This window comes from Marinobacter similis (assembly GCF_000830985.1).
GTDB lineage: Bacteria > Pseudomonadota > Gammaproteobacteria > Pseudomonadales > Oleiphilaceae > Marinobacter > Marinobacter similis.
The window spans coordinates 1,109,106-1,122,388 of the sequence record NZ_CP007151.1; the positions used below are offsets into that span (position 1 = coordinate 1,109,106).

The 13,283-nt window shown below is 57.1% G+C and carries 14 protein-coding genes; 7 read left to right on the plus strand and 7 right to left on the minus strand.

Annotation, left to right across the window (positions count from 1 at the left end; all coding sequences use genetic code 11):
* Window positions 1–252 precede the first annotated feature (252 nt).
* The 4 genes from AU14_RS19770 (at window position 253) to AU14_RS05080 (ending at window position 2,974) form a co-directional block, all read left to right on the plus strand.
* Complete coding sequence (locus tag AU14_RS19770) at window positions 253–1,041, plus strand: esterase/lipase family protein (RefSeq protein ID WP_201773510.1); 789 nt, start codon at window positions 253–255, stop codon at window positions 1,039–1,041.
* A gap of 11 nt (window positions 1,042–1,052) precedes the next feature.
* Entirely contained in the window at window positions 1,053–1,580 is a 528-nt protein-coding gene (locus AU14_RS19775) for a hypothetical protein (RefSeq protein ID WP_201773511.1), read from the plus strand.
* 315 nt (window positions 1,581–1,895) lie between these two features.
* Window positions 1,896–2,054, plus strand: a complete 159-nt coding sequence (locus tag AU14_RS19610) for a hypothetical protein (protein ID WP_169745956.1) — start codon at window positions 1,896–1,898, stop codon at window positions 2,052–2,054.
* An 89-nt stretch (window positions 2,055–2,143) separates the two neighbouring features.
* The gene (locus AU14_RS05080; protein ID WP_041339477.1) at window positions 2,144–2,974 is read left to right on the plus strand and encodes a substrate-binding periplasmic protein; all 831 of its coding nucleotides are present in this window, start codon (window positions 2,144–2,146) and stop codon (window positions 2,972–2,974) included.
* Between the two features lie 17 nt (window positions 2,975–2,991).
* Here AU14_RS05080 and AU14_RS20685 read toward each other — a convergent pair whose 3' ends face one another.
* Genes AU14_RS20685 through AU14_RS05090 form a run of 3 tightly spaced genes read right to left on the minus strand, consistent with a single transcriptional unit; the run spans window position 2,992 to window position 6,236 of the window.
* Entirely contained in the window at window positions 2,992–4,059 is a 1,068-nt protein-coding gene (locus AU14_RS20685) for an FtsX-like permease family protein (protein ID WP_236744397.1), read from the minus strand.
* Window positions 3,971–5,527, minus strand: a complete 1,557-nt coding sequence (locus tag AU14_RS20690) for an ABC transporter permease (protein WP_236744399.1) — start codon at window positions 5,525–5,527, stop codon at window positions 3,971–3,973. The genes AU14_RS20685 and AU14_RS20690 overlap by 89 nt, the downstream gene beginning before the upstream one ends.
* A gap of 37 nt (window positions 5,528–5,564) precedes the next feature.
* Window positions 5,565–6,236 carry an ABC transporter ATP-binding protein gene (locus AU14_RS05090; protein ID WP_094191157.1) on the minus strand — a complete coding sequence of 224 codons (672 nt, stop codon included), beginning with the start codon at window positions 6,234–6,236 and terminating at the stop codon, window positions 5,565–5,567.
* Window positions 6,237–6,485: 249 nt separating this feature from the next.
* On the opposite strand from AU14_RS05090, the gene AU14_RS05095 reads away from it, so the two are divergent.
* From AU14_RS05095 to AU14_RS19690, 3 genes are all read left to right on the plus strand, one after another.
* Window positions 6,486–7,628: an iron-containing alcohol dehydrogenase gene (locus AU14_RS05095; RefSeq protein ID WP_041339478.1), complete on the plus strand. Its 1,143-nt coding sequence runs from the start codon at window positions 6,486–6,488 to the stop codon at window positions 7,626–7,628.
* A 369-nt stretch (window positions 7,629–7,997) separates the two neighbouring features.
* Window positions 7,998–9,689 (plus strand): methyl-accepting chemotaxis protein, encoded by a 1,692-nt coding sequence (locus AU14_RS05100; RefSeq protein ID WP_052471964.1) that lies wholly within the window; start codon window positions 7,998–8,000, stop codon window positions 9,687–9,689.
* Window positions 9,690–9,777: 88 nt separating this feature from the next.
* Window positions 9,778–10,194, plus strand: a complete 417-nt coding sequence (locus tag AU14_RS19690) for a hypothetical protein (RefSeq protein WP_052471965.1) — start codon at window positions 9,778–9,780, stop codon at window positions 10,192–10,194.
* Between the two features lie 87 nt (window positions 10,195–10,281).
* Here the strand turns inward: AU14_RS19690 and AU14_RS05110 are convergent, their stop codons facing one another.
* From AU14_RS05110 to AU14_RS05125, 4 genes are all read right to left on the minus strand, one after another.
* Window positions 10,282–10,878, minus strand: a complete 597-nt coding sequence (locus tag AU14_RS05110) for an NUDIX hydrolase (RefSeq protein WP_041339479.1) — start codon at window positions 10,876–10,878, stop codon at window positions 10,282–10,284.
* Between the two features lie 43 nt (window positions 10,879–10,921).
* The gene (locus tag AU14_RS05115; RefSeq protein ID WP_041339481.1) at window positions 10,922–11,419 is read right to left on the minus strand and encodes a DUF2780 domain-containing protein; all 498 of its coding nucleotides are present in this window, start codon (window positions 11,417–11,419) and stop codon (window positions 10,922–10,924) included.
* 149 nt (window positions 11,420–11,568) lie between these two features.
* A complete protein-coding gene (locus tag AU14_RS05120) occupies window positions 11,569–12,237 on the minus strand; it encodes a glutathione S-transferase family protein (RefSeq protein WP_041339482.1) in 669 nt (222 codons plus the stop codon).
* A gap of 16 nt (window positions 12,238–12,253) precedes the next feature.
* Window positions 12,254–13,231 carry a DUF6635 family protein gene (locus tag AU14_RS05125; RefSeq protein WP_094191159.1) on the minus strand — a complete coding sequence of 326 codons (978 nt, stop codon included), beginning with the start codon at window positions 13,229–13,231 and terminating at the stop codon, window positions 12,254–12,256.
* Window positions 13,232–13,283: the final 52 nt, after the last annotated feature.

A 13,283-nucleotide genomic window follows, 5' to 3' on the forward strand; every position in this document is an offset into this window, starting at 1 on the left:
AACCGGGAAATATTTAATTTTTGTCCAGGCGAGCGACAAAGTGGCTGAGATTCTATAATTACTGAAATTTCTGGCCGTACTAAACATTCGACTGACAAAAGGATTTTGAGGATGCCAGAAGGGAATCACCATCCAATTATTTACGTTCGGGGATATGCAATGACCCCAAAGGAGGTTGAGGTCGTTGTTGATATGCCTCACATGGGCTTCAATCTTGGGGCAACGCGAGTTCGACAGTCTTGGGACGGTAGAGTGTACAAGCAGGTCTTCGAATCGCCGATGGTACGGTTAATGAAAGAACACGGATACGAGGACGCGTTTTCATCAGGGGAGGAGCTGGATCGGAAAATTGGAAAAAAAACCGTTGTTATCTACCGATACTATGACAAGGCGGACAAACTCTTTGGAGATGGCGAGGCGCTTTCCATTTTTGAGGCGGCAAAACAGCTCGGAAAGCTGATTGAGAACATCCGCAGGGAACTTGTTGATGGTCAGGTAGTTGATAGCCGCGAGTTTAAGGTGCATTTGGTGGCACACTCGATGGGGGGACTTATTTGTCGCTGCCTTCTTCAGAATAAAAGTGTCGCAAGTGAGGTGATCCGCCAATCCGTGGAGCGAGTGTTCACTTACGCCACCCCCCACAATGGTATCGAGATGGCGGGGTTAAATGTGCCGGCATTTGTTGGATTGTGGGATATCAACAACTTCAACCGAAAGGTGATGGCTAAATACCTTGGCTTGCCCCCGGAAAGTACTCGTGTAGATACCTTGGGGGGGCATTTCGATCCAGATAGATTTTTTTGTTTGGTGGGTACTAATCATCGGGATTACGAAGCGGCTAAGGGACTATCCCGGATGCTGGCGGGCGAGATGAGTGATGGATTGGTAAGTATTGAAAATGCCAGTATTCAAGGTGCTCCAAGGGCTTTTGTGTATCGCAGCCACAGTGGTTCGTACGGGATTGTGAACTCGGAAGAAGGCTATCAGAATTTGGTTCGCTTTCTCTTTGGGGATGTTCGGGTTGACGGGGTTCTGGCGTAGAAGCGCTTCCTTTGCCGAAAGAGGTAGAAGAGGCAAAAGCAAATGGGAAAGAGGTTCGCGCATCCTATTATTTTGAGGTGACAGTTTCGCCACGCGGGCAAGGCAATTATCGGCTTACAGAAAGGCGCAAAGAAACGTTCAGCGCCATTCTTCGCTCGTTTGATGAGTTGTTCAAACCTCAAAGTGTTGGCCTTAGTGAAGCACGCTCCCCGGTCATCTTTTCAAGTTTTTTAGACAGTGACTTAGTAACCGTTGAGCGAGGCCGTACCTTGGTTATTGCGGTTGAGCTGGCGGTGTCTGCTACGGACTATCTCATTGATGGTGTTTTGTGGTTCAAGAACAGAATTCCGGGAGAGTACCTGTTCAGGGATACGGTTGTTATCAAGATGACACCGGGGCCTGATGGAAACTGGACGGTTCGGTATGTCTTTTCAGACGAAGATCCGAGCAGTCTGAATGGGCGGAAGGCTGAGCGGAAGGGAGAAAACTATTGTATTCCTGTGTCGTCGAATAAAGGCTTCAAAGGTACGCTTGATTGAGTCTCTCTAAGCGAGCTCGGGAAGGCAGCTAATCTCGCGGCCCTTGAAGCGATCGCCTTCCAGGCTTGTGCCTGGTCACCGTCTCCGTGTCGAGTGCTTTCATGGCCTCATTACGGGCGGGGCGGATACCAATCCACTCGACCCGGCCGCATTGGGTGAGGGTGTCGAGCAAGGTTTGAAGGGGAGTGGCATAGGGCATCGCGTTGAAGAAGTGTTCAGAGGTCACCGGTTTTACGTTAAACAATTTCTCCCCATTTAGGATACTATGACGGTTTGAGGTTGGTGAAAAAGCCAACAAATAACGTGGAGAGCACAATGAGCAAGAAAGCCGAAAAAGCGACATTAACGTCAGCCACCATTGAAGAGCAGACTGCTGCTTTTCTCAAAGCTGGCGGTTCCGTTGAGCAGATTGGCAAAGGCGAGAGTGGACAACTTTCCTACTCTGCGTCAAAGCAGGCAAACCAGAAGAAGTAATAGGGGCAGGTTGATCGAGCCCCGATCTTGACAGTGCTTGGCCTCAACGGCATGTTCCTTTGAAAGGCAACAGAACGATGAGAATAGCGATGAAAATCGCCGCTAAAGCTCTTCTTTGCACGTTCTGGTCACTGGCGTTTTCACCCGCGTGGTCTGAAAGCCAGACCGGGAAATCGCTCACTGTCTCGATTGCCGCGCCCTCCTATTGGTGTCCTTACGCCTGTGATTCGTCTGGATCACGTTCGGGATTCACCGTTGATATTGCCCGTGCCGCGCTGGAGTCCGAGGGACATGACGTTGTGCACAAAAACCTGCCCTACGACCGGGCGCTGTTTGAGGCAAGGAACGGTCGAATCGATGCCGTATTGCCTGCGTTCAAGGACGAGGCCCCCAATTTTATCTTTCCCTCATATGCGGTGTCGCTGACCGAATATTGCTTCTACGTTCCGCAGGATGACCCCCGCCGCTACACCGGCTTGTCGTCTCTCGCGAACATGGATTTTGTGGCCACGTCAGGCTACACCTATGGCAAAGCAATGGACGCTTATATTGCGAACAATCTGGGTGGGCGCGTAACTCTGATAGGGGGAGATGACGTATCCAACCGCCTCCGCGAGCTGGTAAGACGGGAACGCGTTGATGCGCTTCTCGATGATCGGCTTCTGTTTGAATTCAGTCGCAATCGCGAAGGCCTGATGAACGCCGGCTGCCTCATTGAGCGCCATGCCGGTTACCTGGCACTGTCCCCGAAAGATTCCGACCGATCCTACGCCATTGCCCGGGCGTTCGAGCGCGGTTTTGAGAAGATCCGAGATGGCCAACAGCTGTGCGAGATTTTGGACAAGTACGGGGTTCGTATTGAACTCGTGCCCGGCCTGAACGCCGGGCATTGCCGATCAGATGCCCCAAGCCGGAACTGATCTGGACCCACTTGGTTTTATCCTCCTTCCCGTAATAACACCGCCGGATTGAGTCGCATGGCCTTCAGTGTGGGCAGCAAGCCACCAAGCAGCGCCAGTGAGCTGACGATACCCGCCACCATCGCACCCAGCCACCAGAGATCGCCGGCCGGCAGTTTCAGCGCAAGATCCGCCAGGGGCAGGGCGATCAGTGCCCCAAGCGCGGTGGCGAAGACGGTTGCAAGGAACGTCAGTAGCCCGGTTTCCAGGAGCATGGCTTGCCGAATGGCCTGGTGCCTGGCTCCGAGACAGTGCAATAGATTGGCCTCGTAGAGTTGCCGGCGGCGGCTCACACTGACCACGCTCGATAGCACCAACAGGCTGGCCAGCAAGCTCACGGTAGCCACGGCGGCGAGACCGGCTGCAGCCTTGTTGAGCAGGTTGCCGGCGGTTTGCAGCCAGTCGGCGGTGCGCAGGGTGATCACGTTGGGGATGTTCCGGGCCAGCCACTGTTGGGAGGTCTTTGCAGCAGGGTCGCTTTGATAAACCGCGCCAACGTATCGGCTGATGAGGTTGTCCAGAGCGCCGTCTTGCAGAATGCCTTCGAACCAGAATCGGGTCTGAAGACCTTTCTGTCGGTAGATGGCCCTGATCTCCGCGGTAATTGGCTGGCCTTGGGCTGTGAACTGCACCTGATCCCCAGCCGACAGCCCCAGCTCGTTGGCTTCCCGATCTTCCATGGCCATGAACACTGGCGCGCCCTTGGGCGCGGGCGACGTCCACCATTGTCCGGATACCAGTTCCAGACCCTCTGGGTTGCCGGAAAGGTAGCTGAGCTTGTATTCGTCGCCCATGGCCTCGCGCCTGGCCTGTGAGTCGTTGGCGAGTAGCTCGGCAATGGGTTGCTCGTTGACCTTGGCAAGTCGAGCACGTACCAGCGGCAGCAGTTCGGTGCTGCTGGAGGCGTCCAGGGAGGTCAGGCCGTTCTCCACCTCTTCCATCTGGTCTGGAAACACGTCATAGAGGATCAGCGCGGGGGATTCGGCCGGTATGGTGGTTTCCAGTGCCCTGAGCAGCGTGGTGACCAGAAGAGTACAGGCGACCACGAGTGTCAGCGCCGTACCCAGGGATAATAGCGTGGCCCGCAGCGGTGAACCGGGCCGGTGGAGATTGGCCAGGGCAAGCCGGCGGGCAAAGTTGCCACCGGCAAAACCGCTGTTCTCCAGCGTTTTTGCGCCATGGCGCAGGCCTTTTATCAGCTTCCAGCAGGCCCCAAAGCACGATCACCGCCAATAAAAACAGGAAGCCCAGCTCGGGGGAGGGCAGCCCCAGCAGTGTAGCGCCGATATACACAGCCAGCAGCAGATAGCTGGCGATACGCCATTTGCGTGGCTCATGGCTGGCGGCCTGAACCTGGCCCCGGAACAGCCCCGCCGGTGGTGCGGCCAGCGCCTTGGCCAGGGAAGGCAGCGCGAAGACATAAGCGGTGAGCACTGCAAACAGCCAGCTAAGCAGTAGCGGCAGCAGCCAGAGCTGCAGCCAGGAGGAAGTGCCCTCCGGCCCCGACAGTGCAAAGGCATCGCCCGCCACACCGATGGCAACCGCGGCAAGCCCAAGGCCTATGGCGCCCCCGATCAGCCCCGCCAGACTACCCATAAGACCAATCTGTAGCAAATAGATGCCCACCAGTGGTCGGCGCCGCAGTCCCAGAGTCTGCAGGGTGGCGATGGTGCCGAGTTTTTCATCCAGGTAAGCGCGAATACTGTTGGCAACCCCGAGGCCGCCAATAAACAGGGTAGTGAAGGCAATCAGAATCAGCGCGGTGGCGATCTGGTCCAGCCGTTCGGCGATGCGTTCGCTGCGTTCGGCAAAGGTGGTGATGTCCCAGCGGGTGTCAGGGAAAGCCTGTTCGAATTCTTCCAGCCACAGGTCCAGGTCGCGCTCGGTCTGTATCCGGTACTCGTAGTCAACGCGGCTGCCGGGGCGGATCAATTGGGTGGCATCCACCGCTTGCTCAGAAATCATCACGGGTAGGCCGCGCCAGTTGGCGTTCAGGCTGCGGTCAGGCTGTTTCTCTATCAGCCCGGTGATGCGGAAGGTGGCGGCACCAATCTGAAGCTCATCCCCTACCGACTGCTCCAGACGCTCCGCCAGCAACGGATCTATAACCGCGCCCCAGAACTCCCCTTGCTTTGCCGTCAAGTCTGTACGGGATTGGTTCGGTGCCAGTTGCAGCTCGCCGTACAGAGGGTAGGCTGCATCTGGAACCAGTATCTCGGCCCGGAAAAAGCCATCGCCCGATTCACTGCTAACGATGGTGTCGAACTCGCGCACCAGCGAGATGCGCCCGGTTTTGCGAATCCACTCGAGCACGTCATCCGGCAGAGGCTTGTTAGTGTCCAGTTCAACATCACCCCCCAGAATGGCCCGGGTGTCTGCCAGCAGGCTGTGCTCAATAACCCGGTACAGGCTGGCCGTGGCCGCAACCAGGGTGACGCCCAGAATCAGGCAGGCCAGAAAGACTTTCAGTGCAGAAATTCGCGAACGCAGATCGGTGATTGCGAATCTCAGCATCCATAGGATACGGGTGGGGGATGCGCTGGTAGAGGCATTACGCTTCATACAAACGCCCGCCTTCCATGCGTACGCGATGCTGGCAGCGTTGCGCAACGCGCTCGTCGTGGGTCACCAGCACCAGGGTGGATTTGCTCTGCTCGTGCAGATCGAACAGCAGAGATAGCACCTTTTCACCGGTTTCCTGGTCCAGGTTGCCGGTGGGCTCATCTCCCAGCAACAGGCTTGGCTGGTGCACCAGCGCCCGGGCAATGGCCACCCGTTGTTGTTCGCCGCCGGAGAGCTGTTCCGGGTAGTGCTGCAGCCGGTGGCTCAGGCCTACCGAATCCAACATCGACAAAGCTTGTTCCCGGGCGTTGGGCTGCCCGGCTATTTCCAGCGGCAGGCTGACATTGCCGAGTGCGGTCAGCCCCGGCAGCAGGTGGAAGGACTGAAAGATGATGCCGAGATGCTCACTGCGCCAGTCGGCCAGGGTGTTGGAGTCCATCTCGCTGAGTCGCTGGTCGCCCACCAGTATTTCACCGCTGGTGGGGCGCTGCAGGCCAGACAGCAGCAGTAGCAGGGAGGTTTTGCCGCTGCCAGACGGCCCGGTGATCGCCAGTGTGTCGCCCGGCGGCACCGTGAGTGAGGCGTTTTTAAGTACCGATACGGCCCCTGAGTCTGTCGGATAGCTCAGGTTAATGTCGCTGATCTGCACACTGGTGGACACAAAAGTACCTTTTCAAGAAGTTCGAATCGAGACTTACGAATCTTAGACGGAACTGGTGCATCGGAAAAAGAACCGGCTACGCGTTAGAGTTAATGATTTGCATTGGCTGACAAACGGAAGGGCGAAAGTTTTGAGTGGCGCGAATAAGCTCTGGAGTAAGGTGAAACGTAGATGTCAGAATGCTATACACAGCCTGACACTGAGTGTTCATGCAGTGCGCATCTCTTTTAACCTCCAGGACGACTTTCTATGGTAGGCGCTTTTAACTTGGTAACCCCGACGGAAATCGTGTTCGGGAGGGGGTACATAACCCAGTTGAACGATCGGGCAACGAAATTGGGTAAGCGAGCACTGATCGTGCACGGTAGCAATCCTGGTCGGCTGGCTGAGGTGTTCGAGTCATTGACCACGGTTGAGATCGTGCAAACCCTTTCTGTCGAAAAAGAGCCCGACCTGAATGCGCTCACGGCTGCGGTAGATCAGGGTAAGAAGCTGGGTGTCGATCTGGTGCTTGGCATTGGTGGCGGCTCGGTTATGGATTCCGCCAAGGTGCTGGCGGCGATGCTGCCGAGTGACACTGAGTTGATGCGTCACCTCGAGGTGGTTGGAGACGGTCTGCCCTTAACGGCCAAACGCCTGCCGCTGATTCTGGTGCCGACCACCTCGGGTACGGGCGCCGAGGTCACTCGCAACGCGGTGATCGATATTCCGGACGCTCAGCGCAAGGTGAGCCTTCGGGATAACCAGTTGCTTCCGGATCTGGCTTTGGTCGACCCTGCACTGACCGACAATTGCCCCCGGCACGTCAGCCTGCACTCGGGGCTTGACGCCATCACCCAGGTGATCGAGCCCTATCTTTCCTCCCGCGCCAACCTGTTCACGGACATGTTGTGCAAGGAGGCGATTCCCAAGGGCCTTGCGGCGTTAAAGCAGCTGATGAACGGAGAATCTAAAGAGGCTCGCGACGCCCTCGCGCAGGTGAGCCTGTTCGGGGGCTTGGCGCTGGCGAACTCTGGGCTCGGGGTTGTCCATGGCCTTGCCGGCCCGCTGGGCGGTCTATGCGGTGCGCCCCACGGCGCCATCTGCGGCGCGCTGTTACCGGCGGGCATTGCGGCGAACCGTGACAGCGTGACGGAAGCCGAACACAAGGCCCGTATCGATCAGGTGATTGGCTGGATTGCCGAGGTATTCTGTACCTCGACGGACCAGGCTTTGCCCCGTTTCCATGAATGGATCATCCAAAGTGGCCTACTCGGGCTTGAGTCAATCGGGGTGACGGAAGAGCACATCATTGCAGCCTCAAAAGCGGCTGCCAGTTCTTCTTCCATGAAGGCCAATCCCGTTGTGTTGCCAACGGCAACTATCGAGAACATCATGCGGCAGTCGTTTTGATCAACCACCATTTTGCCTGGGGCATAAGATGATTAAACCCAGCTGTTACAGCTGTCGGAAAAGGTTTGAGCCTTCTGAGCTCCGTCTGTCGTATTCGAAGAACTACTGCGAACGCTGTGGTGTGGGGCTGTTCGGTGAGCAATATTTCAATTTTCCTAAAAAGTCTGCGCCAACTACCCGGAGAAACCTGGCGATTCACGCTACAGTCCTTATCGTCGGGGTTGCGGGTTTGTGGTTGCTCGCTCACTGGTTTGGATTTGATCTGGCCTTTTCGTAGCGACTTGAAATTAGCCTAGCGCGTCCTTTGAAGTTTTGTCTGGCCCTGCCGATAACCTAAGAACAAGCATTCTGCAGAGGACACCAACAACAATGAATGCAACAAATTCAGAGCGCGGCTCGAATCTTGCGCTGATCAGTCGTCTCAGCAATCTGGTGGTATTGGTCTTGTTCGCGCTGGCCGTGGTGTTGCCAGGGTTTGCGCTGGCCGCGCTTGTAGTGGCGGCCCTGATTACTCTGGGGGGCTGGTGGCTGAGCCGCAGCCGAGCGGTCGGTGGCGAGGCATCGACGGAGTCCGCCGTGGTGCAGGGTAGCGAGGTGCTGGACATATCAGAGGACCAGCCGGTCAGTGCCGGCCAGGCTGGGCGGATTGCCCGGGAACACAATGAACTGTTGGCCAGCATGCGCGGCGCCTTGTTGGACCTGCGCCATCATGCGCTGCAGGTGGCGGTGCAATCGGCACGTTTACGCAAGCTCACCGGCGAGGCCCAGCAGAGCGCAACCAAACAGGAAGAAGTCTCCCAACTGATCGCCCAGTCCAGTGGTGAGGGTGCTGCGGCACTTGAGGACATTACTGAGCGTACAGGGTCGGTATCGGAACTGAATTCCCGCAATCTTGATGGCGTGCGCGAGTCCAACCAGGCCTTGTCTCAGGTGGCTGAGCGTATCCGACAGGTAAATGACCAGCTACAGAACTTCCGCAAGACCGTGGCGGGCCTCAGCGAGAGTGCTGGCAAGATTGGTAAAATCCTGGAGATGGTGCAGGGGTTTTCGGACCAGACCAACCTGTTGGCCTTGAACGCTGCCATCGAGGCGGCTCGGGCCGGGGAAGCCGGTCGCGGTTTTGCAGTGGTGGCGGATGAAGTCCGGCAACTGGCTCAGAAAATCGCGTCAGCCACTGGCGATGTGCACCAGATCATCAGCGACATGGATGCCCGGGTAGGCCGTACCGAGAACGACACGGCGCAGTTGCTGGAGGAAACCGACCAAGCCCGGGAAGAGGTGACTTCGACCGCTTCCCAATTCGACGACATGCTGCAGTACATTGAGCAGGCTCACGCGGAGCTTCTCTCTATCACCTCGTCGGTGGAAGAAGTCAGTATTACCAATCGCCAAGTACACGAACACGGCAATGAGATCCATCAGCTCGGCCGCGAGCTGGCGGAAGAAATCGCCGAATCGGATGCTTACTCCGAGCAGCTGCGCAAAGCTACCGAGGCATCCATGGAGCTGCTGGCCCGCTACCGGATCGGCCAGGGCGCCTTTGAGGAAATTCTGGAGGCGCGCCAGACCCTGGCTGCAGAATTCGAGCGACGGCTTACGGAACTGGCTCGGCAGGGCGTGGACATCTTTGATAATCGTTATGAACCGGTGCCGAATACCTCGCCACAAAAATACCGGACTGGGTTCGTCGATCGCTTTAAGCAGGAGTTCCAGGATCTGACCGACCAGAGCAAGGAGCGTTTTGAAGGCACGGTTTACAGCCTGCTGGTGGACAAGAAAGGCTACATACCAGTGCACCACAGGGCCACGTCTCAGCCAACCACCGGCGACCCTGAAAAAGATCTCCTCTACAGCCGTGACCAACGGCTCTACAACAGCAACGATACGGAAATACGACGGTCCAGCCACACGGAGCGGTTCCTACTGCAAACCTACATCCGGGATACCGGAGAAATCCTCAACGACTTGTCGATCCCTGTGTATGTGGACGGCAAGCATTGGGGTGCGGTGATCATGGGCTTCAATCCGGACTTGCTGTTGGCGGGTGAAGTCAGGGCCTGACGGACAAGGGTCGGCATTGCTCCCGGGCCCTGCATTGTGCGAGTCTGGGCCCCGTCTTTGTTGTTTAACAGTCCGGGAGAGAAGAAGAATGAATGCCAAGCTTAAGAAGTCTGTCGTTATTTCTGTAGTCGCTGGGTTTTCAATGCAGCTCGTCGCCTGTGGCACGATCCTTTACCCGGAGAGAAAGGGGCAGTCTGCTGGCCATCTTGACCCGGCTGTCGTCATCCTGGATGGCATTGGCCTGTTATTTTTCCTGGTGCCCGGGGTTATCGCCTTTGCGGTCGATTTCAGCAATGGCACCATTTACCTGCCTGGTGGTGTGGCATCTGTTGATTCAGAAAAGGTGAACGCCATACATATCTCGGGTGAGGTCACGAACGAGAAAATCGAGCAGGCCATCTTTGAGCAAACCGGAGAGAAAGTGAGCCTGGACGACGAAGCCGTCCAATCACGGGAAGGGACCACAACCCTGAGTGCGCTGAATAGGGAAGTGCGGTTCCTGTAAGGCGGTTTAGGCCTATTTTACTCCGCGTTATTTGAAGCCGGGGCAGGTTTATTTTTGATGCGAAAATAGATCTGCCCCGGTTTTCGTTTATATGACGCTAGCATCTAAGCTGTGCTGCAACTCCAATCTCAATAATTCCTGCAGCATGCTATAACTCAGCCCCCAAATGCAGTAGCCCTCATATCGGCAGCAGGGCATATTTAAAGTGCCCAGAGGCGTTCGCCAGGGCAGTCTGCTCTGGTTCTCTTCGGCGGCCAGGTAGGCGAGGGGAACCCACACCACGCGCTGAACTTCGTGATTCAGCGAGACGCTCTGCGGGCCCTGCCACTCGTAAACGTAGGGCGTGACCACCATCGGGCGCCAGCGGCTGTGGTGGCGGGTGACCAGGTCAGAGAGTCGGGCTCGGAAGCGGCCATGGCGAATCAGGTCGACGCCGGTTTCCTCGAGGGTTTCCCGTTCGGCGGCCGCTCGGGTTGTGGCGTCCTCGGGCTGCAGTCGGCCTCCGGGGAAGGCCATGTCCCCGGACCAGGGATCGCCTTCCCGGCGAGCCCGCTGAATAAACAGCAACTCCGTTCCACCGTCCTGAGCTTGTCGGTAGATCAACGCCACGGAGGCGCGGGTCAGGCGCCTCCGGAGCGGTAGCTTCTTGGGCCGCAAGCTGCTGACCCAGCGTTTGGTTGCCACAGTGTGCTGTCCTTTGGAGGCTGGTGGTTACCAGACTATCCAATCACTTGGCAGGCGTCCAAAGACTCTGCAACTGCCCGAGCAAGGACGAGCCCACGCCCTGTTCGCCCAGGAAACCCAGCACTATCGGCAGGAATTGCTGGATCATGGCGGGGTCCATGCCCAGGGCTGAAAACGCGGATTGCACACCACTTATGGAAGAAATGTTGGAGAGCAGGCCCTGGCTCGCTCCGCTACCGCCGCCCAGAAGGCTGGAAAGGCCGGAGGCTTTGCCACTCAGAGTGCTCATAGTGTCGGTGCCGAGCTGATTCTTGGCCAGCTGCAACATTGCTCCGGTGCCGCCGACCGCTTGTGATTGGGTGACGCCAAGCTGGCTCTGCAGCTGGCCGACCAGTTGTTGTGCTTCGCCCTTAACTTGCGTTGCCGAGGACAGCGCGGCGGTGCCTTTGGTCAGGCTGTCGTTCAGGCTGAAAGCGTCAACCGCTGGAGTGAATAGGTAGATGCTTGAAACCAGCAGGAATTGCTTGAGGATGGCGTTCATTTAAATGTCCCTATGGATGTGTTTCAAGGTTAGCAAGCTAAATATGGGGGCAGTTCTCAGAAAACAAAGTGGAGCAAATAGCGATATTTTTTCCAGGGAACCTGAAACTCCAGGGAAAACCGGAGGGCGTCGAAGCCCTCCGTTATTACTCAGGCGAAGTCGTACTCGCCGCCTTTCTCAAGGGCCGTCTGATACGTCGGCCGGGCGTGCACCCGTTCCACCCAGGCGGTGATGTTCGGCCGATTCTTTCCAACGATGCCTCGTGCTACAGAGGCCTCCAGCGGGAAGCTCATCTGGATATCCGCCGCGCTCAGGTTATCCCCAAGGAACCAGGTGTTTTTTGCCAGGTGGGCTTCAACAAAATCCAGATGGGTTTTGATCATCGGGCCGATGAAGATCTCGTTGGTTTTATCGGAGATGCCTTTGGCTACCGGCTTGATGAAGAACGGCATTGGGCTGGTTTTCACCTTTTCGAACACCAGGCGCATCACCAGTGGCGGCATCAGGGAGCCTTCGGCGTAGTGTAACCAGTAGGTGTAATCCAGCCACGCCTGACCGCCGGCCTCCGGCAGCATGGTGTCCTTGCCATAGGTGTGGGCCAGGTATTCGATGATGGCCCCGGATTCCGCCACCACCAGATCGCCGTCGGTGATCACCGGGGATTTGCCCAGCGGGTGAACCTTCTTGAGGCTAGCCGGCGCCAGCATGGTTTTGGGGTCACGCTCGTAACGCTTGATCTCGTAGGGCACGCCCAGCTCTTCCAACATCCAGAGAATGCGCTGTGAGCGGGAATTATTCAGGTGGTGCACTGTAATCATTTAGAAACTCCGTTCGTTAGATTAAACCCGATTTGATCATGTCAAAGGTGTCCAGAATCCGCGCCACGTACTGGTCTTTTGGGCGAAAGCTGCTTTGGGTGCTCAGTGAGACGTCCCGCTCCAGATGGTCCAGCAGCTTGTGCAGGCGCCGGCGATGCAGGCCTATGGCTGCCTGAACCGGATCGGATATCACGCCGGACAAAGCCGCAAAGGCTGCGAGGGCCGTCATCACCGCAACCATGACGCTGGCGGTGGTCGCCAGCGAGGGCTCTGGTGGAAATACGTTGTAGTACCAGCCACCGATCGTTTCACCCAGAATAAAATCCCGTGCTGCCATGGTCTTGGCCAGCATGGACGCAAGAACCACCCCGAGTCCAATGCCGCCCGGCGTAAATTTCTGGAATGCGAATGCCCCCAGCACGGTGCAGGAAATGCTGTTGGTGATATCGGCAGACGCTGTCCGGGTAACCCGGTACTGGCTGAGCGCGTCGGCTACTAATGGCTCAATGAGCTTGATGAAGCGTTGGTGATCGACCGGCTCCGAGCTATGGCGGGCGTAAACAGCTTCCAGAGCCTCAATCAGGTAGCCCTCCAACAGGTTGCTTTCGGACGGGTTCTTCCTCCCACCCTTGTTCAGTAATTCGTGCTGAATCAGGCTCGAGATGTGCTCCTGCACCCGGGTGGTAAAGCCCGCGGGCACACGATCGGCCAAACGATGCAGCCAGCCAAGGCCTGCTCGATTGCGAACCAGGATTTTTACCAGGCAGGCCAGGGCGTATATCGGTGCCCACAGCAAATTGATGGGCGCCCGCAACATGTCCCAGCCCAGCGCCATCCGGTTGGTGGCAATGGCTCCCGGGTAGTGAAAATGACGGTCGATAAACGCCGGTACCCGCTCCCGGCAGTCGTCGAAGTAGTCCTCGATGCCTGAACGGATGGCCTGCTTTATCTCGGCTTGGGAGATAGTGTGTTCGGTCGATGTGTCATCGGACATAGTGGCAGGCGTGTCTGCAGGTAAATAAGTGGTCCGGGCCTGATGCCGCATC

Coding starts and splice junctions, on each gene's coding strand:
- AU14_RS19610 (WP_169745956.1), top strand. CDS start 1,896: ATGAGCAAGAAAGCCGAAAAAGCGACATTAACGTCAGCCACCATTGAA.
- AU14_RS05080 (WP_041339477.1), top strand. CDS start 2,144: ATGAAAATCGCCGCTAAAGCTCTTCTTTGCACGTTCTGGTCACTGGCG.
- AU14_RS20690 (WP_236744399.1), bottom strand. CDS start 5,527: ATGCTGAGATTCGCAATCACCGATCTGCGTTCGCGAATTTCTGCACTG.
- AU14_RS05095 (WP_041339478.1), top strand. CDS start 6,486: ATGGTAGGCGCTTTTAACTTGGTAACCCCGACGGAAATCGTGTTCGGG.
- AU14_RS05100 (WP_052471964.1), top strand. CDS start 7,998: ATGAATGCAACAAATTCAGAGCGCGGCTCGAATCTTGCGCTGATCAGT.
- AU14_RS19690 (WP_052471965.1), top strand. CDS start 9,778: ATGAATGCCAAGCTTAAGAAGTCTGTCGTTATTTCTGTAGTCGCTGGG.
- AU14_RS05115 (WP_041339481.1), bottom strand. CDS start 11,419: ATGAACGCCATCCTCAAGCAATTCCTGCTGGTTTCAAGCATCTACCTA.
- AU14_RS05120 (WP_041339482.1), bottom strand. CDS start 12,237: ATGATTACAGTGCACCACCTGAATAATTCCCGCTCACAGCGCATTCTC.
- AU14_RS05125 (WP_094191159.1), bottom strand. CDS start 13,231: ATGTCCGATGACACATCGACCGAACACACTATCTCCCAAGCCGAGATA.